The organism is Streptacidiphilus sp. PB12-B1b (assembly GCF_014084125.1).
Classification (GTDB): domain Bacteria; phylum Actinomycetota; class Actinomycetes; order Streptomycetales; family Streptomycetaceae; genus Streptacidiphilus.
On record NZ_CP048405.1, the window covers coordinates 611,711 to 629,583 of the forward strand.

Below are 17,873 nucleotides of genomic sequence, written 5' to 3' on the forward strand. Positions count from 1 at the left end.
ATTGAGTGAGTTCGTGAATCTCGTTGCTGTCGATCGAAGCGGCGCATCGGCACAGGTGAGAGTTGAGGTAGTGGGTCGTCCGTTGATCGCCCTGAAGATGTCGGTGGCTGGAGCTGCAGAGCTGGAATTTCCCGGAAAAAGCTTGTTCAAGTGTCTGATGGATGCTCGACTTTGGCTGGAATCTGAAGATCTCCTACTCTGCTGTCAAGGGTCGCGTCCGGATGTCTTTCCCTCGGGGATGCTTCAGCAAATGAACGATGGACGGTTCGCCTATGTCTTGACGCCTGGCTCTGTGCTTTCCGAAGATGACGTGGTGGATATCTTCTCCCCTGCTGATGTTTCAGATATCGGTACTGTGGCAGAGCAGAAAGCCAAAGTTATGGAGTTTTTCAGATTGTCTGAATAATTGATGAATGGAAGTCAGGTCAGTGTCATGGGAGTTTTTCGGACGGTCTTGGGATGAGCCTTTAGATCTAGGAATGGTTCGTTTAGGGGCCCCGGCGAAATGAATTTCGGCGGGGCCCTGCGGTGCCTGAGAGGGTCTGACGGCAGTAGTTGACGGCAACGTCAGTGGACGGGTGCTGCACGAACCGGTGGTTCGTCGCCGTCGTCGGGCCGGGCGTCGGGCTGGACGGGGTTGCGGAGGGCGTTGCCGAGGAGGTCGATGGCGTCGCGTTGGAGGCGGAGTCGGACGTGGGCGTACACCGTGGCGGTCACCCCGATGAGGGCATGGCCCAACAGCTCCTTGATCACGACGAGCTCGACACCTTGCTCCGGGAGCAGGGTGGCCGCCGAGTGCCGGAGATCGTGAAACCGGATGCGCCGCAGGGCGGCCCGGCGGAGCAGGGCGTTGAAGTGCCGGGTGAGGGTGGCTCCCTCGATCGGGGAGCCGTCGGGCCGGGTGAAGACGTATCCGCTCGCCTTCCAGCCTGCTCCCGCCGCCTCGCATTCCTGGGCCTGCCGTTCGCGGTGCTGTTCGAGGGAGTGCAGGCACTCGGTGGGCAGAGCAATGCGCCGTTCCGAGCTGCGGGTCTTGGTCGGGAGGGCCGTCAGGCCGGCGGAGTTGGTGCGTTGGAGAGTACGGCGGATGCTGGCGCTTCCGCCGGTCAGGTCGAGGTCTTCCCAGCGCAGGCCGAGAAGTTCGCCCTTGCGGAGCCCTGTTCGCAGGGCGAGTTCGAACAGTGCACTCAGCCGGTGCCTGCTCGTGGCGGTCAGGAGCGCGCCAGCCTCTTCGGCGGTGAAGGGTTCGAAGCGGCGGGGTCGAGGTATGCCCATGCGGACGTTGCGGGCGACGTTGCGCGGGATCTCCTCTTCGCGGACGGCATGCTCCAGGGCGGACTTGAGGACGGAGTGCACGTAGGCGAGCGTGAGCGGCGAGAGTCGCTTTCGGCAGCAGATCCCGGCCGCGCAGCACTGCGGCTGGTCGCGGGCGGCATCGAGACTGCGTGCGCAGCACTGGCAGGTGGTGCGGAGCCGGTCGAGCCAGGTGCGGACCTCCTTCGTGGTGAGCTTGGCGAGCTTCTTCTTGCCGAGTCCGGGGATGACGTACAGGCGCACGCAGGCGGTGTAGCGGGTGTGGGTGTTCTCCCGGAGGCGGTGGACGGCGACGGTCTCCAGCCAGTAAGTGAGGAACGCGGCCACGCTGCCCTGCGCTGAGGGGGCGGCTATGCCGCGGTTGCTGGTGGCGACCTTCTCGGTCAGCTGGGCCAGGGCCTCCTTGCGGGTGGTGGCGTAGACGTGGATGCGCCTGCGGGTGTGGCCTGCGGCGAGGACGTATCCGGCGGCTTCCCAGCGGCCGTCCTTGCGCTGGTAGACGGTGCCGTCGCCGTTGGCGCGGACCCTACGCGAGCCGGTGCCGGTGGTGGGGTTGGTGTCGGGGGTGGTCATCAGGCTGCCTCTTCGAGTTGGTGGTGGACAAGGGCGTACAGGGCGTTGGCGGGGATGCGGCGGGCGCGGCCGATGGTGATGGAGGCGAGCTGGCGGGTGCGGATGAGGTCGTAGACGGTGGAGCGGCTGATCTTGAGGCGGGCCATGACCTCGGGGACGGTGAGGAGTTCGGTGTCGGCGGTCACGCGGTCACCTCACTGTGGACAAAGGCGGTCAGCGGGTCGGTGGAGTGAGCGGCCCGGTCACCGGAGCGCCGTGCCTTCCGGGAGTGGGTCGGTTGTTCGGGCCGGGAGTTCCGTGCGGCGGTCAGGAGATCGGCAAGGTGGGCGAGTTCTGGCAGGAGGCCGCTTCCGATGTACTGCCAGTGCGAGATCACCAGGGTCGTGTCCGTGCCGATGCGTCGCCCGCTCTCTGTGCGCCGACCGCTGCGGTGACCGGCGTTGGGGTCGATGTGAACGGCGGGCAGGTCAGCGCGGTCAGTGCGGTCACTGTGCCGGTCAGTGACCGACTGGCTCTGGTCAGGCCGCTCTTGGGCGTCGTCTTGGCGGGTGCGCCAGGCGGTGCGTTCGGCTCGGAGGTGGGTGAGGGTGGTGGAGTAGTGGCGGGTGCGGGTGGAGAAGTGGCCTCGGAAGCCGAGCATGTGGGCCCACTGCCGCAGGCGCAGGTGGGCGTGCTGCAGCTGGGCTCCGAGGTGCCAGGCGGTGTGGATCATTTGGCGGGCGTGGTCGGTGAGGTCGTGCTGGGCGAGTTCGGCCAGGAAGCGCAGTCGGCGGTCGAGGGTGCCGGTGGTGGTCTCGGCTCCCTTGGTGGCGTACTTGGCGATGTAGGCGGCGAAGTGCCGGTCGGTGACGGGAGCACCGTCGGTGAAGTGGGTGCTGCGGATGGCGCGGACGTCGATCTGCCGCCCGAACCGGAACACCGTGGACTCCGACAGCACTGCCTGCTCGGCATCCTCGGCCCTGGAGGGTGCTGGTGCCGGACTCGGGTGCGCTTGGCGGCGGTGCGGACGGCGTGGTCGAGGAGTTCGGTGGTGGCCCAGGTGGGTGGGGTGCTGGTGGGGCCGGTGGGTCCGTCGAGGCGGATGACGGTGTGGAAGTGGATCTGTCCGCGCTTTTGGTATTCGGCGACCTTGGCGTACGACAGGGTCGCGTGGTGGCGCAGGGTGCGTTGGGTGAGTCCGGCGGCGTTGGCGATTTCTCGGCGCAGGTGGGTGGTGAAGCGGGTCCACAGGGCGGGGGCGTGGGCGTTCCACAGCACTGCCCCGGTGTAGTCGTACCTTGCTGGGTTCAGCGGTGTCCCGAGCAGCGGGTCGCCGTCGCTGTGCGGGGCTCCGCACGCGCACGGGGACGCGCCGGTTGGTTGTGGACGGGGCCGAAGCCGGGGGCGGTGAGGGTGGCGAAGACGCGGGGGTGGCTGGCGACGCTGGTCGGAACCGTCTTGCCGCCGCGCAGTCCGGCGGCGATGAGCTGGTAGGTGTCGTACCGGTAGACGTTCGAGCAGGAGCGGCAGCGGGTGGCGCGACGATTGCCGCAGCGCAGCAGGAGTTCGCCGACGGGCAGGTGGCGGGTGTCGAGGTGGTCGAGGATCTGGCCGGTGGCGGCATTGAGGCGGTTGCGGTGTCCGGTCATCCGGATCGGGCGGGCGCAGCCGCCGAGTGAGCCGATCTGGCGGGCCAGGGGCGGCGAGGTGTCCGGCGGCGGCGAGCTTGGCCAGCCGGGCCGTCAGCCGCGCACGGCGTTCCAGTGAGGAGTCCCTGTTTGCGGACACTTCGGCCCTCCCGCCGTGCTCACGTGTGGCGAATGTTGCGTTTGTGGGAGCGGAGGTGGTTGCGGGGGAAGGGAATTGGAGCTGTGCGGGCATGGGGACAGACCTCCGGCAGTAGTCAAGGGAAGGGGAGAGGCGACTGAGGGGCGACCCGAGCGGTCGGCGCGCGAGGGAACGGCGGACGCGGGTAGTGGGCCGGGGCGTCTGGCCTGGTCAGCGGTGGTGTTCACCAGCGGTGCGTGAAGGTAGCATCGCTTCAACGGCGCATTCAAGTGCATCCCTCCTCATCCGTTTCGGTGCCCTGGTGGGGTGCGGGTACTGTGCCCTGCGTTTCCCGTTTTGGACGGGCCGGATTTCGGTGATAGTGGCGCGGAGAGGGCAGGTGGCCTGCGGTGACAGTCGGGCGGCGGGGAGGCAGGCCGGTGGGCGGCACGGTGCTGCTGACGTTCGAGGTCATCGCCGAGGCCCTGCGGGAGCGGATCCGCTCTGGCGGGCTGAGGCCGGGGGACGCGTTGCCGACGCAGGCCGTGCTGATGGCGGAGTTCGGGGCCTCCAGCCTGTCCGTCCAGAAGGCCATGACCCTGCTGAAGCGGGACGGCTACGCGATCTCCCATCCCGGCAAGGGCGCCTTCGTCGCCCAGTCCGACGTCGACACCGCCGAAGACCCCGGCAGCCCGGACGCGGAGAACGTGCCCGTCGTCGGGACGACTGCTCGTGTCGAGGCGCTGGAGCTGGCGCTGGCCGAGGCGCTTGATCAGTTCACCGCCCTGCGTGCCCGCGTCGAAGCCCTTGAAGCGGGCGGCACCTAGCGAGGCTGCTGACCGGTCGGCCCCTGGAGGGCCAGGGGCTGGAGTCGTGCGTCCAGATTTTCTCTACGAGGTTCAAGGCGGGCCCAGTCCGCTGGAGGTGGCCCGACGTCGCCGACCGACCGAGAGGAGTCGGCAGCACCCGAAGCTCCCACCGGCGTCGGTGGTCAGAAGTCCGTCAGGTTTGGGAGCGGTTCGACTGCTGCACGTCGTGAGCAAGTTGTGGGGTAAGCGGTGCTTACCCCAGCGCCGACCAGGGCCGGAGCAAGTTGTGTAGTAGGGACTCCCTTCGCGTTGCGCAGGGAGTCCCCGCCTGCGACCGGCCAGGGGTCCGGTCGCAGGCAGAGGGATCGGCCAGGGGTCCGAGCCTTCACTTCTATCGTCGGGGGCGTTTCCCGCCCTGCCGACAGAGCTGCCCGATCGCCGAAGGTCCCCGCCCTGCTCTGGCCCGATGCCTGCCGAGAGCGCTGGACCCGCGCTGTCTCGTAGTCCCGTGCCAGGGCGCGTCGTGGTGGTTCGCCGCCTGGGATGGGTAACTGTCAAGAGCGCCCCGTGGGTTCGTCTGTGCGGCGTACCGTGGCGCTGGAGGTGGGGCACAGATGACGACGGAGCTGGCGGACAACGTTCGCAAGTACCGGCGCAGGGCCGGGCTGAGCCAGGAGGAGCTGGCCTACGCCGCAGGCGTGTCGCCGGGGACGGTGCGCAAGGTCGAGCAGGGCGGGACGGTCCGGATGGAGACGCTCCATGCCCTGGCTCGCGCGTTGGGCGTCACGACGAGCGCGCTGATGGTGCCGGACGCCCCGGAACCGGTAGGGCTGGCGGAGGAGCCGAACCGGGTCAACCTGCTGCGGCTCCGGGCCGCGCTCACCCCGGCCGTCGGCCTCGTCGACCCCGACCCTGACACCGCAGCCGTCGGCGACGAGCCGAACGTGCCCGCCATCGGACGGTCGGTCCGCGACACGTGGTCGCTGTACTTCTGCGACCGCTACAAGAGCGTCGCCGGCCAGCTGCCGGACCTGCTGATCGAAGCCGACCGGGCCGTCGCCTACTACACCAGCGGGGAAGAGCAGCAGCAGGCCCTGCTGGCCCGGGCCGAGGCACTGCGGCTGGCCGGCAACTATCTCACGCAGGTCCGGCAGTACGACATCGCCTATACGGCGCTGCGGGGCGCGATCACCGACGCCCGGCAGGCCGGGGACGTGCTCGCGGCGGGGTCCGGGGTCGGCGGGATGTGCTGGCTGCTGCTGCGGCAGGGCCGGTTGGAGGAGGCGGAGCGGATCGCGGTGCAGAGCATGGACGTGGTCGAGCCGAGGATCAGCGGGGCCGCGCCGGACCAGTACGCTGTGTGGGGAGGGCTGGCCATGGAGGCCGCAGCGGCGGCGGTGCGCAACAACCGCCCCGGTGAGGCGGCGGAGTACCGCCGTGCGGCCCGGGTGGCGGCGGCGGTGGTCGGCACGGCGCACCGCAACGCCTCCCGCTTCTGGTCCGTCTTCGGGCCGGTGACCGTGGCGATGAGGGCACTGGAGGACTCCACCGTGGTCGGGGACGCCCGCGCGGTGGTCCGCAGGGCGGCCGAGCAGGAGGAACTGTCTTCGAAAGCATGGAAGCGCCTGGGCGCACCCAGCGCGGACGACGGGAACCGGTTCATCCTCGAAGTGGCCCACGCCCAGACGCGCTGCGGGGACCTGTCGGCGGCGATGGAGGAGCTCACCCGGGCCCGGGCAGCGGCACCGCAGTGGCTGCGGCACCAGCGCATGGCCGCCGAGACCATGCAGGAGATCCTGAAGAAGCGCAAGCGCACCCTGACGACCGAGATGCGCGAGATGGCCGCCCACCTGGGCGTCGTCGGATAGCTACCACGCAGCGTGGCAGATCCCCAGCCACCAGTTGCTAACTGCCGTGCCTGCCCGCTGGGGTGACGATCACTTGGACGACTACGGTCGCCGTGTCCACAACCAGCGATGAAGCCGGGGGCACACGGTGGCCAACCTCAGAAGTGACGCGGAGCGTGTGCGCCGCAGGGAACTGTACGACGCGGCATCCGGCACCGACGGCCCCCGACTGCTGCCATGGACCACCCCGACGGCCACCCCTGCTACCTGAGCACCGACGGCCGGGGGTACCTGGCGACGCTCGCCGACGGCATCGAGGAGGTCCAGCTCACCATGGGCCAGGAACTACTGGACCACGCCCGCAGCGTCCTGGTACCTGGAGCGCGGGCGCTGACGGATGTCGAGTACCGCTGGCTGGCCTGCCGGTTGACCGAGGCCCTGACGGACGCGCTCAGGGTCGCGGACTCACGCGGGCAGCGCATCCCCGACCCGCCGGACATGGCCGAGGCCGACGGCCCTGAAAGCGAGGGAGAGCGCTGATGGGCACGACCAACCGCTACCGGTTCCGCGAGTACACCGTCACCACCGTCCCGGACCCCATGGCACTGCCGACCTCCGAGGCCGTCTGCGTCACCGGAGAAGACCAGGACTGCGGAGCCGCCTCCGGCCAGATGCACACCCCCGAGGAACTGACCCGCTGGATCGCCGCGCACTGCGCGCAGACCGGCCACGCGACCTACGAGCGCACCACCCGCGCCACCCTCCGCGCCGAGCCCGGAGAGTGGAAGTGAGGTCCCCGAGCGCCAGCATCTCACCGAGGGCAGCGAGTGGACGTCGTTGAGATCAAGTGGTCTATACCTCTGACGGCAGTAGTGACGGCAACAACCACGCACAACAGCGCACAACCACAGACCCAGACGGACCGTCAAAACGCCGCTGACCTGCGAAGAAGCAGGTAGAGCAGGGCGCCGTGGCACACGTACTATGTACTTGCCGGTACCACGCCAGTGCTCGTGCATAACTGCAACGACCCACTGCAGGACTATGCAGATTCGCTGCGTCCGGGCGCGACGAAGCGAGGCCCGCATGTAGCAGCTGAATACGCCTCTCCTTCGGGGGAGACTTACTACGGCTATAACGGTCATGGATTGTCGCCTGAGCCTGGTGGGGACCTGGAGCAGACAATGCAACAAGCGGGTCATCATGGCGGCTGTGCGGAGGTTATGTGCCTAATTCAGGCGGAAGCAGCCGAAGGCCCGGAGGCCATCAGCGGCGGAACCATGAGGGCGGTGCGGGTTCGCGGGCTACAATCCCAGGGAACCGCACATGGGACGCCCATCGACCCTTGTCCGAATGCCTGCTCGCCGCTGCTTGGTATTCTTGGAATAAATCAATGAACTGACTTCAAGGTGGTGGACCGTGCCATCGGCTGGTCCACCACCTTGAACCTTGTCGAGGAGTGCCTCAAGTGACGTCGTCGCTGCTTCCATCATGGCTTCCAGATTGGGTGGGTGCGGAGGAGATTTCCGCCGAGACTAATTCGGATATTCTGCGAATGCGGGTCGGCGAGCTAATCGACTTGGTTTTTACCGAAGATACCATCTTCTTGGATTCTCTTTCGGAAAGCCTTGAATCTGCACTGATTTCACCCTTGGGAATCCTTGGGCAGATTCACGATATGGACGCTGATCCGGTAGAGCTAGTCGTGGCCTGCAGATTGGTGAGGCGTTCAGTCATTCCCTATTTGGACGGTGCTCCCGAGTCGCTGAGAATCCTGATTGAAGCTCTTCCCGAATAGCTGCCTATAGAGGCACCTTGATTCGTTCGGCTTCACGCCAAAAGCCCCGCCGGCTATTGGCCTGGCGGGGCTTCTGGCTTCTTGACGGCAGTAGTTGACGGCAACGTCAGCGGACGGATGCTGCACAAACGGGTGGTTCGTCGCCGTCGTCGGATCGGGCTGTGGGCTGGGTGGGGTTGCGTAGGGCGTTGCCAAGGAGGTCGATGGCGTCGCGTTGTAGGTGGAGTCGGACGTGGGCGTACACCGTCGCGGTCACGCCGATGTGGGCATGGCCCAACAGCTCCTTGATCACGACCAGCTCGACGCCCTGCTCCAGGAGGAGGGTGGCCGCCGAGTGTCGGAGGTCATGGAAGCGGATGCGGCGCAGGGCGGCCCGGTGGAGCAGGGCGTTGAAGTGCCGTGTGAGGGTGGCCGCCTCGATCGGCGAGCCGTCGGGCCGGGTGAAGACGTACCCGCTCGCCTTCCAGTCTGCCCCCACCGCCTCGCGTTCCTGCGCCTGCCGGTGGCGGTGCTGTTCGAGGGTGCGCAGCCACTGGGCCTGTCCAGTCAACGGGTCTTCCAAGATTTTCGTAGGCGTTGATCGTGTCAGCTGAGTAGGACTCGGTGGCGGAGGAGGGCGAAGCCGGCTCTGCCGTACATCTGCCGTTTGATGATTTTGATCTTGTGGTTGACGCCTTCGGTACGGCCGTTGTGCCAGGGCAGGGTGATCGCGGCCTCGACGGCCGGGCGTTCGCGTTCCAGGCCGGCGGTGTAGGAGCGCAGGAAGGGCAGGTCCGCCGTCTGGGCAGCGGTGATCCAGTCCGTCAGCAGTCCGGCGTTGTCCGGATGTGGGTCAGCAGGCGGGCGAAGGTGCGGATCAGGGTTGCGAGGTCGGTCATCTGGGGGCAGGCGGCGGTGATCTGGTCGCGCAGCGGCTGGTGCTGCTCGTGCAGCCGGTCGGGGTGGGTGAGGAGGAGTCCTGCTGCCCGGCGCGGGGACAGGTGGGCGTGGTCGGACTCGGCGCGGCCCTGGTTGATGTAGCGGACCAGGAGGTTCGCGCTGCCGGTGTAGCCCAGTTCCCGGATCTCGGTGAGCAGGGGGGTGACCGGGACGGACGGCTCTTCGCTGCGGCGTTTTCGCAGGTGGTCGCGGAAGGGATCTACCAGGCCTGGCCGGTAGGCCGGGGCCCGGACCAGCCGTTCGGGCTCGCTGTGCCGGGCGTATCGCTTCACGGAGTTTAGGCCGAGGTTGAGGCGGCGGGCGCATTCGAGCAGGCCGACACCCTGGTCCAGGTGGGCGTGGACCTGCTGCCAGCGCTCGCGGGTGGTCGCCGCACGTCTTCCCTCGACGATCGGGGGGCCGGCCTTGGCCCAGCAGGCGCTATGGGCCTGGACCTCCTGCCAGACGGTCTCGGCGAAGCCGTGCCACAGGTGCCAGCGGTCCGCGACCTGCACGATCGTGGGGTCGGCTACGGTTGTGGCCTGCGCGAACGTGCCAGCCCCGTCCCGGCACACGACTCGCACCCCGGGGTGTTCGCGCAGCCACGCGGTCACCGTGTCGGTCTTCCGGTCGGGCAGCACGTCCACCCGCGCACCGGTGGTGGCGTCGATCAGGATCGTCGCGTAGCGGTGGCCCCTGCGCAGCGCGAACTCGTCGATCCCCACGACCGCTGGTGTCGGCCGGTCGGGCAGGGGGATCCGTAGCAGGCAGTTCAGGACGGTGGCCCAGGAGAGCATGCAGTGCAGCACGGCCAGCAGGCGGGCGCCGGCCTTGCCGGCCAGTGCTGTCGCAACGGCGTCGACGACCTTCTGCAGGGCCGGTGTGCGGCGCTGGTAGCGGCGTGTCAGGCCAGGCACCTGTTCGGCGAACGTACCCTTCGGACAGGCCGAGTTCTCGCAGTACAGCCGTCGTACCGACAGGTCCACCACCATAGTCCGGCCACCTACCGCCTGGTCCGCGACGTGCCGCACGTACCGCGAGCGCACCCAGTCCGACGGCTGTCCGCACCCCGGACACACGGCCACTGTGTCATCCCTGGTCCGAGCCTGGACCCTCACGAGCTCCAGACCGACCTCCACGCCCTCGACCAGCACGGCGGCCAGCTGCGGCAACAGGTCCTCGATCGCAACATCACACGCCACCACCCTGACAGCCCAGAAGCAGCACCATCACCGGCGCACAGAAGCACGATCAACGCCTACGAAAATCTTGGAAGACCCGAAGACCGTACAGGGACGCCGGAAAGCGCTGCGCTGGTCACCTCGGAGACAGGAAAATGGGTCGGGGCGTCCCGGTCAGCCGATGGGTCTGCGATGCCAGCGAGCTCGTCGTACAGGATGGCAATGGGGGTCGACCAGGGGACCACGGTTTGTTGCCACGGCGGTCGTCGAACCGCCCGGAGCACGCGTGTCAGATTCCGCCATCTCCCCGACCCCTCCGGGGCGCCCGTCACAGCGTCTGCGGCAGTACGGGAGGGAGCGTCATGGCCAGGCAGGACGTGAAGGACGAGGTCATCCACCTGCGCTCAGCGGGGCTGGACCTGGGTAAGCGCTTCATGCTCGCTTGCACCCGCACTCCCAGCCCGAGCCGCCCGGGCAGTTGGAGCCTGGAGACTGAGCGCTTCGGCACCACCCGCGGCGAGATCCGGCGGCTCCTTGCCTGGCTGGCCGAGGCGCGGGTCGAGGTGGTGGTGCTGGAGGCGACCTCGGACTATTGGCGCTCGGTGTACTACATGCTGCAGCCGGAACTGAACCTGATGCTCGTCAACCCGGCGCACCTCAAAGGGATCAAGGGGCGTAAGAGCGATCCCAGCGACGCCGCGTTCCTAGCGCGTGCCGGCGCCTCCGGGATGGTCATGGGCTCCCTGGTGCCCGAGCGGGAGATCCGCGAGCTCAGGGACCTGACCCGACGCCGCACCGAGGTCGTCAGAGCCGCCGGCTGGGGAAGCCCAGCGACTGGAGAAGGAGTTGGAGGACACCGGGATGAAGCTCTCCTCAGTACTCAGCAACACCGTCAGCGTCACCGGTCGCGCCATTCTCGAGGCCCTTGTGGCCGGGGAACGGGACCGCGAGCGCCTGGCCGACCTGGCCCGGGGCAAGGCCCGCAGCAAGATCCCGGCCCTGATCGAAGCCTTGGACGGCGACTTCACACCGCACCACGCCTTCATGGTCCGCCATTACCTCGACGAGATCGACCAACTCAACAGCGTGGCCACCGCCTTCGACAGTCGGATCGCAGCGCTGCTGGGTGAGCACCAGGCCGACCTGGACAACCTCGACACCATCCCAGGAATCGGTCGACTCGCAGCCGAGATCATCGCCGAGACCGGCGGCGACATGACCCGGTTCGCCTCCGCCCAGCACCTGGCATCCTGGATCGGCGTCTGCCCGGGACAGAACGAGTCCGCCGGGGTCAACAAGTCCGGACGCACACGCCCGGGCAACAGCAACCTCAAACGCCTGCTCGGCACCGCAGCCATGGCAGCGGTGCGGAACAAGGACTCCTACCTCGCTATCTTCTTCCGCCGCATCTCCGCGCGCCGTGGCGGCCGACGGGCCATGGTCGCCGTCATGCACAAGCTCGCCATCGCGATCTGGCACGTCCTGCACGACCACACCGCATACCGGGACCTCGGCGCCGACTACTTCGCCAGACGCGACCCCAAACGAGCCATACGTCGGATGATCAAGGAAGCCAACAGCCTCGGGCTGACCGTTCGCTTCGACCCAATCACAGCGGGCTGACCTGCAACCGAACTTCTATTTCGTGTCAGACCCCCGCCTCGGGCTCGTTCGCGTCGGCGTAGGCCACGGCCAGCCAGGACAGGTACAGCGCCAACTCTCTCGCGTGGCTGGCGTCGTACCGCCCCAGGACGTCCGTCAGGAGCGGCACGGCGCGCAGCGGCCGGTGCAGCTCGTGTAGACGCGGGCCTCCATGACCTGCAGTTCCCCGGCGTCCATCCAGTACAGGTACGACGGTGACTCGGTGTCGACCGAGTCCTGGGCCAGGGCCTCGTCGGCTTTCCCGAGTGCGGTCATTGCTGGTCGGTCCTGCCTGGCGCGGGTGTGCGCCCAGGCCACGTCCAGGTACAGCGCGCGGGCTTTCGCCGGAGCACCGAGACCGGCCTCCTCCACGGCGGTGGCAGCCAGGTCGACGGCGTCGCGGGGCGTCCGGTGTTGCTCCAGTGGTAGGCCAGCGAGCCCGCCACGTTGCCCGACAGGACGCCGTCTCCGGCGGCGCGGGCGGCGCTGATACCGAGCCGGTAGATCCGCTCCGCCTCGGCATGCTCGCCCGCGTTGGAGGCGACCCAACCGGCGATCTGCGCCAACTCGCCAATCAGCCCTAGCAGTTCACGGCCCACCCGCTCGGTGTGAGTTCCCTCGCGGTAGAGCGTGACCGCCGCCCGCAGTTCCCGCAGGGCCGGGGCGATCAGGTCTTTCCGTAGACCACGTCGTCGGCCAGTCGCAGGCCGTGCACCCGCCGGGCCAGGTCGGCGACCTGCCCCGATCCGATCCGCCGACCGGTCCTGGCACCCAACGGGGCCAGCGGGTCGTCCACGGTCAGCACACACGCGGGGCGGGATCGGCCGGTGGGACGGCCTTGGCCGCCTCCAGCAGCTCGCGCGGGACCTCCAACACCTGCGCGAGGAAGGGCAGCCACTCGCGCGGGGACCGCGTGCCGATCTCCCACCTGGACACGTCGTTGCGCGTCGGCGGGATACGCCCCGGAGCTGCCTGGCCAACGCGTCGGCCAGCCGCCCCCGCGCCAGACGCAACCGCCGCACCAGCTCCCCGACCGTCTCCCGCACCTGGCCAGCTTGGCAGACACCAGGGCAGACACGCTGGCTCCTCCGCAAGGTTCCAGCCAACGAGACCCTGGGTGAAGAGAGTCGAGCGGGAGCGAAGGAGCGGGAGCTGGACGAGCAGACGGCAAAGTGGCGGGAACGCCCCGGCCCGGTGTGCCAGGAGTGCGGCCGACTCCGCGAGCAGGCCCGAGCCGCCTCGCTGTGCGGAGACCGCTCACGCCTCAGCGACGTACGCGTCATGCAGGACCGTCACCGCCGGGCCGAGCACGGACAGGCGGCATGAGCGTGCGCAGGCGGATGCGGTTCCGCGACCACCACGTCCGCACCGACCAGACCGCGACCCCGGTCCGCGAAGCCGTCTGCGTCACCGTCGAGGAGCACTGCTGGTGGACCAGCGGCGAGCGCACCCGCGCCGACGACGTCACCGCCCTGATCGCCAAGCACGCCGCAGAGACCGGCCACCACTGCTACCGCCGCACCGCCACCGACTACGCCACCGCAGAACCCGGCGACTTCCACTGACCCGACACCCGAGGGCCAACGCAGGCCCCGCCAGACAGGACTGGCTCCCGTCGCCGACAAGCCCGCCGTTCACTCCTCAGGACCAGGCGCTGCCAGAAGCCGAGCCGACGGGACGGTCGGGCAGCGGAAGCGACAACCGCCCAGCACGACGGGCTGACCGGAACCGGGCTCCTGGCAGAGCAAGTTGTCCCGTTGGATATCCCAACGGGCAATCCAACGGAAGAGGGGCTGACCCGGGGGCGGGCCGTGCGTGCCGGGTTGGGCCGGACTGCCGGACTGTCGGGCAGTCGCCCGTGAGCACGTCAGTCCGTGGCCTTGAGGTGGCCGGTGCCGGCGTAGGTGATCCAGGCGGTGCGGTTGGCATCATCGAGCAGGTACCAGATACGTCCTCCACCAGTGACTTCGTACTGCCAGCGTTCCAGGGTTTGCCCCTTGTAGGTGGTGGTACCGAGTTTTCCCTTGAGTCGGTGCTGGCGGTCGGGGATGTCGGCGGCGCGGGGAGTGGCGCGGATCCGCTCGAAGGCGCGGCGCAGGTTGCCCGGTGCCTGGCGGCTCAGGTGTTCCCAGCCGTCGGCGGCCTCGGTGTTGGCGAACCGGAGGTCGTACTCGTCGCCGGTCGGGGGTGGCGCGGCCCGGTCTCCGCGCTTCGGGCTCACTCCGCTGCCCCGGGCGCGGGGACGGGACCGAGGTCGCCCTCGGGTTCACGGGTGAGCAGTGCGTGCAAGGCGGGGTCCGCATAGATCTCGGCGCTGTGCCTCCACTGGGCGAGCAGCAGTGCGATCGGTGAGAGGTTGTCCAGAGCCACCGCGCCGCGCGCCGTGTCGACCAGCTCGGCGAGCAGGGTGTCGATGTCCTCTGCGGGCAGGAAGGTGCTCCAGGGGAGGGCTTCGGGCAGCGCCTGGCGCAGGGCGCCGATGTTCTCGGTCCGGACCAGCCCGGCGAGCAGGCGGGAGGTGAAGTCCACGACGGTGGTGTCGCGCTCCATTTGGTCGACGCGCATCAGGGCCAGGTCTTCCGCGTCGCGTCTACGCAGCCGCAGCGCGCGGACGGCGTCGAGCCGACGCGTAGTCGCGGCGGGATGGTGGAGAAGCTCGCTGAAGGGCATGTCCTCGTAGGCCGCAGTCATGACATCCACAGTAGCTCGGATGTCAATCGATGGATAGACGGCGCGGCGGTTCACTCTTCCCCCGCGGACTAGACCTCTGACGGCAGTAGTGACGGCAACAACCACGCACACCGGCGCACATCGGCACACCTCGACAGACCGTTATATAGCCGCTGAACAGGGAAAACGCAGGTAGCGAGCGACCGCAGGCCACACGTACTATGTCGTGGCGGGCAGCTTCCCGATCTTGGTCCACAACTGCGATGGTCCAGATGGTTCGGCTGATAACTACACGCCCGGAGGCCATGTCGTACCCCATGGTCCGACCGGTACTGCTGTCGGTAGTAACACGCAAACAATGAACAACTTTAACAATGTGGCTAATGAGGGTCTGCATGACGTGGTGGCCCACGGGACTCGCGACGGCTTCGTATCCCTGGATGGGGAATTGACAAATGGTGGCCAGCTTGTCGAAGCGTTCGCTCCAATCCGAATTATGTGGAAGGCCAGGCATGTCGACTCATGGTCTGCCACTCTGGGGTCTCCGGTGTTGGGCAACAGATAGCGGATGAACTCGGTGTCCTAGTTCTGGCGCCTAGTGATCGAGTTGGTACAATTCCAGCCCTGGGGCCAGGCCAGACCCCGATCATAGACAACGAAGGTTTCTGGCAGTGGCTCTATCCTCAGGGAGGATGATCGTAGTGGTATCTCACGTTGGCTTCTATGCTGAGCTTGAGCCTGGTAAGCCTGGCCTGTATCACGGGAGTATCCGGGATGCGATAGCCGATGAGCCGTACCCAGATGAGTCGGAATTGATCAGCTACCTGGAGCGAGGGATCCCGCTGATCGACATCATGGAGGCTGGCCAGGATGTTATTTCTCGTGATGGGTATATCGCGGGCTGTTCATCTGTGCTTTCTGATGGAGTGTGGATCTGGCGTTTGGACCTCCCTTATTATCTAAGTCGGTATCATCTTCGTCTCGACCCTGAATTCGTAGAGCTTGTTCGGGGTAAGAAATACGGTGCTCCGGTACTGTCGCAGGGTGAAGTTATTTCGCTGGCTCGGGAGGTCGTATTCAATTTTCTCGGAATGCGCTCTTAAGAGTGAGTCTCATGTGGAGGCTTTCGCCAGCTTCTTGTAGCAGGTCAGTGCGGCGGCGAGGCCGAGGAAGGCGAGGAAGTGACTGCTCTCGCGTTCGTATCGGATGGTGAGGCGTCGGTAGCCGAAGGTCCAGGCAATGGTCCGTTCGATCTTCCAGCGATGGCGACGGAGGCGGGTGGGAGGTCTCGATGCCCGGCCTGGCAATGCGTGGGACGATTCCGCGTGCGCGTAGCCAGGAGAGGTGGTCGGCGGAGTGGTAGGCCTAATAGGCGCGTAGGGCGCCCCTCAGGGTCGTCCTGGCAGGGGCCGGCTGAGACGTCTGCATGTAAGCGGTGCCTGGAGTGCTACGACAAGAGGGACGCGGGTCCGGCCCCTGCCCAGAGCTGTCCGTTCGTCGTAGTGTGCCGTGGTTCGAGCCATGCGCAGGGTCACCTCCCGTAGCTGCCGGGGCCCTGGAACCCTTCACAAGAGCGAGGGCCCTGCGTGGGGCTGGGACCACGAACGGCTGATGGGGTGGTGCGCCCACGAGCGCTTCTATTAGGTGGCCGGTGGTCCTGCCGCGGCTCGACGTCGACGGGGCGAACACGCGAAGGGAGCCAGCAAATTGGATGTGACCTTCGGAATCGACTGGGCCGAGGACCACCACGACGTGGCCTTGGTCGACGCCGACGCCCGGCTGCTGGGGCGGCTGAGAAGCCGTCTTCGTACCGGTCATGGTGATCGCGAGTTCGATTGCGTCGACTCGGTGAGATGAACTTTCGGTAGTCGAGGCATGCAAGTAGGGCCTCCTGCACAGCTCGTGGGTATCGAGTCCAGAGCAATCAGGAGGCCCTGTGCTGCAGTCTTCCCTTTCGGTGCCCGTGGGGTCCAACTCGGTTGCCCGGTCGTGTGACTGCCTCGCGCACAGGTTCGGGAACGCGGGCGACCGACCGGACAGGCGACCGAAATACCCCTCGGACATGACCGACGCGGAGTGGGCCGTGGTGCGCGAGGCGTTCCCGGTCCCGGCGTGGTTGAACGGCAGGGGCGGGCAGCCGGAGGGCTACTGCCACCGGCAGATGTTGGACGCCGTGCGCTACCTGGTCGCGGGCGGCATCACCTGGCGGTCCGTGCCGGCCGACTTCCCGGCCTGGGGCCGGGTCTACGCGTTCGCGCGCCGCTGGCGCCTGAGGGGCCTGCTGGCCGAACTCCACGACCGGCTGCGCGCGCTGGTGCGTGCGGATGCTGGCCGCGACCCGGAGCCGACCGCCGCCGTCATCGACGCGCAGTCGCTGCGGGCCGCGCCCAGTGTTCCGCGTTCCACCTCCGGCTGGGACGGCGGAAAGCGGGTGGGCGGGCGCAAGCGGCACATCGTCGTCGACAGCCTCGGGCTGCTGCTGGCCGTGATGGTCACCGCCGCGAGCGTCCAGGACCGCGACGCCGCCCAGCCGCTGCTGGAGCGGGTGCGCGACCGCTACCGGAAGATCACGCTGGTGTGGGCCGACGGCGGCTATGCCGGTCGGCTGGTGACCTGGGCCTCAGAGAAACTGCGGGTCACCCTGCAGATCGTCAAGCGAAGCGAGGACGCCTCAGGCTTCGTGGTACTGCCGAGGCGCTGGGTGGTGGAGAGGAGCTTGAGCTGGCTGATGCGCTCGCGCCGCCTGGTGCGCGACTACGAGGCCCTGCCCGAAGTCCACGAGGCCATGGTGCTGTGGTCGATGACCATGCTCATGAGTCGGCGGCTGTCCCGGCAGCGAGGGTGAAGGCGCCCGGGACCGGCTCGGCCAGCCAGCCCCGGTCCGCCAACCGCTTGACCCGTGACCGCACCCGGCCCTCGACATTCGCCGACGTCAGCTCCAGTCCCAGCCCGGCCGCGAGCTCCTGACACGACATCACCCCCTGGCCCTGCGCCGCCCTCGCGACCAGCAGGGCAAGAATGCGCTGGTAGTCGAGCGCGAGTACGTCCGACTTCAACCCGGGCCGCCACACCGGCACGATCGAGCCCCGACGAGCTGGCCCTGCTGAAGGTGCCACCGCCTGCGAGGCGGCCACTGGTGCCGACGGTTGGCCCGTTGGCACCGGCTTGACCACTGCTGCCCGCGGCTCCGGCTCCGGCAGGTCGGTCAGGACCTCGCCGACCCGCTGCCGGGCGACCACCCAGCCCTGCCAGTCCGTCTCCGCTGCGGCAAGCTCCGCCAGGATCCGGTCCGCCGCCTCCCGCAATCCCTCCACGCGCTCCCGCGCGGCCAGTTCCCGAGCTTCCAGCAGACCCACGACCGACGCCACCCAGCACC

General features: G+C 67.9%; 23 protein-coding genes and 4 pseudogenes. 12 read left to right on the forward strand and 15 right to left on the reverse strand.

Annotated features, from left to right (window positions below):
• Positions 1 to 13 precede the first annotated feature (13 nt).
• Entirely contained in the window at positions 14 to 406 is a 393-nt protein-coding gene (locus GXW83_RS02860) for a hypothetical protein (RefSeq protein WP_182441327.1), read from the forward strand.
• 161 nt (positions 407 to 567) lie between these two features.
• On the opposite strand, the gene GXW83_RS02865 is transcribed toward GXW83_RS02860, so the two are convergent.
• The 4 genes and pseudogenes from GXW83_RS02865 to GXW83_RS35245 form a co-directional block, all read right to left on the reverse strand.
• Positions 568 to 1,887 carry a site-specific integrase gene (locus GXW83_RS02865; protein WP_182441329.1) on the reverse strand — a complete coding sequence of 440 codons (1,320 nt, stop codon included), beginning with the start codon at positions 1,885 to 1,887 and terminating at the stop codon, positions 568 to 570.
• A complete protein-coding gene (locus GXW83_RS02870) occupies positions 1,887 to 2,072 on the reverse strand; it encodes a helix-turn-helix domain-containing protein (RefSeq protein WP_182441330.1) in 186 nt (61 codons plus the stop codon). The genes GXW83_RS02865 and GXW83_RS02870 overlap by 1 nt, the downstream gene beginning before the upstream one ends.
• Positions 2,069 to 2,824, reverse strand: a complete 756-nt coding sequence (locus GXW83_RS35240; RefSeq protein WP_370466541.1) for a replication initiator — start codon at positions 2,822 to 2,824, stop codon at positions 2,069 to 2,071. Before GXW83_RS35240 ends, GXW83_RS02870 begins: the two co-directional genes overlap by 4 nt.
• 83 nt (positions 2,825 to 2,907) lie before the next feature.
• Positions 2,908 to 3,515, reverse strand: a pseudogene (locus GXW83_RS35245) (replication initiator); the annotation flags it as partial.
• Positions 3,516 to 4,073: 558 nt separating this feature from the next.
• On the opposite strand from GXW83_RS35245, the gene GXW83_RS02880 reads away from it, so the two are divergent.
• The 5 genes from GXW83_RS02880 to GXW83_RS02900 all read left to right on the forward strand — a co-directional run bounded on the left by GXW83_RS02880 (position 4,074) and on the right by GXW83_RS02900 (position 8,087).
• Positions 4,074 to 4,460, forward strand: a complete 387-nt coding sequence (locus GXW83_RS02880; RefSeq protein WP_225446714.1) for a winged helix-turn-helix domain-containing protein — start codon at positions 4,074 to 4,076, stop codon at positions 4,458 to 4,460.
• A gap of 596 nt (positions 4,461 to 5,056) precedes the next feature.
• A complete protein-coding gene (locus GXW83_RS02885; RefSeq protein WP_182441332.1) occupies positions 5,057 to 6,310 on the forward strand; it encodes a helix-turn-helix domain-containing protein in 1,254 nt (417 codons plus the stop codon).
• A gap of 216 nt (positions 6,311 to 6,526) precedes the next feature.
• Complete coding sequence (locus tag GXW83_RS02890) at positions 6,527 to 6,829, forward strand: hypothetical protein (protein WP_370466542.1); 303 nt, start codon at positions 6,527 to 6,529, stop codon at positions 6,827 to 6,829.
• Complete coding sequence (locus tag GXW83_RS02895) at positions 6,829 to 7,080, forward strand: hypothetical protein (RefSeq protein WP_182441333.1); 252 nt, start codon at positions 6,829 to 6,831, stop codon at positions 7,078 to 7,080. The genes GXW83_RS02890 and GXW83_RS02895 overlap by 1 nt, the downstream gene beginning before the upstream one ends.
• Before the next feature lie 677 nt (positions 7,081 to 7,757).
• Positions 7,758 to 8,087, forward strand: coding sequence for a hypothetical protein (locus tag GXW83_RS02900; protein ID WP_182441334.1), 330 nt, complete (start codon positions 7,758 to 7,760; stop codon positions 8,085 to 8,087).
• A gap of 106 nt (positions 8,088 to 8,193) precedes the next feature.
• Here the strand turns inward: GXW83_RS02900 and GXW83_RS02905 are convergent, their stop codons facing one another.
• Both GXW83_RS02905 and GXW83_RS02910 read right to left on the reverse strand, forming a co-directional pair.
• Complete coding sequence (locus tag GXW83_RS02905; protein ID WP_370466543.1) at positions 8,194 to 8,637, reverse strand: tyrosine-type recombinase/integrase; 444 nt, start codon at positions 8,635 to 8,637, stop codon at positions 8,194 to 8,196.
• Between the two features lie 35 nt (positions 8,638 to 8,672).
• Positions 8,673 to 10,180: pseudogene (locus GXW83_RS02910) on the reverse strand (ISL3 family transposase).
• A gap of 440 nt (positions 10,181 to 10,620) precedes the next feature.
• On the opposite strand from GXW83_RS02910, the pseudogene GXW83_RS35250 reads away from it, so the two are divergent.
• Positions 10,621 to 10,935 (forward strand): annotated as a pseudogene (locus tag GXW83_RS35250) (transposase); the annotation flags it as partial.
• Positions 10,936 to 11,047: 112 nt separating this feature from the next.
• Positions 11,048 to 11,809: an IS110 family transposase gene (locus GXW83_RS33750; protein WP_255431281.1), complete on the forward strand. Its 762-nt coding sequence runs from the start codon at positions 11,048 to 11,050 to the stop codon at positions 11,807 to 11,809.
• Between the two features lie 25 nt (positions 11,810 to 11,834).
• On the opposite strand, the gene GXW83_RS34765 is transcribed toward GXW83_RS33750, so the two are convergent.
• From GXW83_RS34765 to GXW83_RS02930, 5 genes are all read right to left on the reverse strand, one after another.
• Positions 11,835 to 11,957, reverse strand: a complete 123-nt coding sequence (locus GXW83_RS34765) for a hypothetical protein (protein WP_255431282.1) — start codon at positions 11,955 to 11,957, stop codon at positions 11,835 to 11,837.
• On the reverse strand, positions 11,945 to 12,103 hold the full coding sequence (locus tag GXW83_RS02920; protein WP_182441335.1) for a hypothetical protein: 159 nt from the start codon (positions 12,101 to 12,103) through the stop codon (positions 11,945 to 11,947). Before GXW83_RS02920 ends, GXW83_RS34765 begins: the two co-directional genes overlap by 13 nt.
• Positions 12,100 to 12,426 (reverse strand): hypothetical protein, encoded by a 327-nt coding sequence (locus GXW83_RS02925; protein WP_182441337.1) that lies wholly within the window; start codon positions 12,424 to 12,426, stop codon positions 12,100 to 12,102. The genes GXW83_RS02920 and GXW83_RS02925 overlap by 4 nt, the downstream gene beginning before the upstream one ends.
• 68 nt (positions 12,427 to 12,494) lie before the next feature.
• Entirely contained in the window at positions 12,495 to 12,623 is a 129-nt protein-coding gene (locus GXW83_RS34770; RefSeq protein WP_255431283.1) for a hypothetical protein, read from the reverse strand.
• Positions 12,624 to 12,625: 2 nt separating this feature from the next.
• Positions 12,626 to 12,763, reverse strand: a complete 138-nt coding sequence (locus tag GXW83_RS02930) for a hypothetical protein (RefSeq protein ID WP_182441338.1) — start codon at positions 12,761 to 12,763, stop codon at positions 12,626 to 12,628.
• Positions 12,764 to 13,149: 386 nt separating this feature from the next.
• Here GXW83_RS02930 and GXW83_RS02935 point away from each other — a divergent pair, with 386 nt between their 5' ends.
• The gene (locus GXW83_RS02935; RefSeq protein ID WP_182441340.1) at positions 13,150 to 13,392 is read left to right on the forward strand and encodes a hypothetical protein; all 243 of its coding nucleotides are present in this window, start codon (positions 13,150 to 13,152) and stop codon (positions 13,390 to 13,392) included.
• Between the two features lie 302 nt (positions 13,393 to 13,694).
• On the opposite strand, the gene GXW83_RS02940 is transcribed toward GXW83_RS02935, so the two are convergent.
• A complete protein-coding gene (locus GXW83_RS02940) occupies positions 13,695 to 14,048 on the reverse strand; it encodes a hypothetical protein (protein WP_182441342.1) in 354 nt (117 codons plus the stop codon).
• Entirely contained in the window at positions 14,045 to 14,518 is a 474-nt protein-coding gene (locus GXW83_RS02945) for a hypothetical protein (RefSeq protein WP_225446715.1), read from the reverse strand. Before GXW83_RS02945 ends, GXW83_RS02940 begins: the two co-directional genes overlap by 4 nt.
• Positions 14,519 to 15,189: 671 nt before the next feature.
• Between GXW83_RS02945 and GXW83_RS02950 the strand changes: the two genes are divergently transcribed.
• Positions 15,190 to 15,600, forward strand: coding sequence for a hypothetical protein (locus tag GXW83_RS02950; RefSeq protein WP_182441343.1), 411 nt, complete (start codon positions 15,190 to 15,192; stop codon positions 15,598 to 15,600).
• Between the two features lie 9 nt (positions 15,601 to 15,609).
• On the opposite strand, the pseudogene GXW83_RS02955 reads toward GXW83_RS02950, so the two are convergent.
• Positions 15,610 to 15,829 (reverse strand): annotated as a pseudogene (locus GXW83_RS02955) (transposase); the annotation flags it as partial.
• A 375-nt stretch (positions 15,830 to 16,204) separates the two neighbouring features.
• Between GXW83_RS02955 and GXW83_RS02960 the strand changes: the two are divergent.
• Together GXW83_RS02960 and GXW83_RS02965 are read left to right on the forward strand one after the other, a co-directional pair.
• Complete coding sequence (locus GXW83_RS02960; RefSeq protein ID WP_182447737.1) at positions 16,205 to 16,354, forward strand: hypothetical protein; 150 nt, start codon at positions 16,205 to 16,207, stop codon at positions 16,352 to 16,354.
• 205 nt (positions 16,355 to 16,559) lie between these two features.
• Complete coding sequence (locus GXW83_RS02965) at positions 16,560 to 17,342, forward strand: IS5 family transposase (RefSeq protein WP_182441347.1); 783 nt, start codon at positions 16,560 to 16,562, stop codon at positions 17,340 to 17,342.
• On the opposite strand, the gene GXW83_RS02970 is transcribed toward GXW83_RS02965, so the two are convergent.
• Complete coding sequence (locus GXW83_RS02970; RefSeq protein WP_182441349.1) at positions 17,308 to 17,865, reverse strand: hypothetical protein; 558 nt, start codon at positions 17,863 to 17,865, stop codon at positions 17,308 to 17,310. The two genes, GXW83_RS02965 and GXW83_RS02970, sit on opposite strands and share 35 nt — an antisense overlap.
• Between the last annotated feature and the right edge of the window lie 8 nt (positions 17,866 to 17,873).

Coding starts and splice junctions, on each gene's coding strand:
- GXW83_RS02865 (WP_182441329.1), bottom strand. CDS start 1,887: ATGACCACCCCCGACACCAACCCCACCACCGGCACCGGCTCGCGTAGG.
- GXW83_RS02885 (WP_182441332.1), top strand. CDS start 5,057: ATGACGACGGAGCTGGCGGACAACGTTCGCAAGTACCGGCGCAGGGCC.
- GXW83_RS02890 (WP_370466542.1), top strand. CDS start 6,527: ATGGACCACCCCGACGGCCACCCCTGCTACCTGAGCACCGACGGCCGG.
- GXW83_RS02895 (WP_182441333.1), top strand. CDS start 6,829: ATGGGCACGACCAACCGCTACCGGTTCCGCGAGTACACCGTCACCACC.
- GXW83_RS33750 (WP_255431281.1), top strand. CDS start 11,048: ATGAAGCTCTCCTCAGTACTCAGCAACACCGTCAGCGTCACCGGTCGC.
- GXW83_RS02920 (WP_182441335.1), bottom strand. CDS start 12,103: ATGACCGCACTCGGGAAAGCCGACGAGGCCCTGGCCCAGGACTCGGTC.
- GXW83_RS02935 (WP_182441340.1), top strand. CDS start 13,150: ATGAGCGTGCGCAGGCGGATGCGGTTCCGCGACCACCACGTCCGCACC.
- GXW83_RS02945 (WP_225446715.1), bottom strand. CDS start 14,518: ATGACTGCGGCCTACGAGGACATGCCCTTCAGCGAGCTTCTCCACCAT.
- GXW83_RS02950 (WP_182441343.1), top strand. CDS start 15,190: ATGATCGTAGTGGTATCTCACGTTGGCTTCTATGCTGAGCTTGAGCCT.
- GXW83_RS02965 (WP_182441347.1), top strand. CDS start 16,560: ATGACCGACGCGGAGTGGGCCGTGGTGCGCGAGGCGTTCCCGGTCCCG.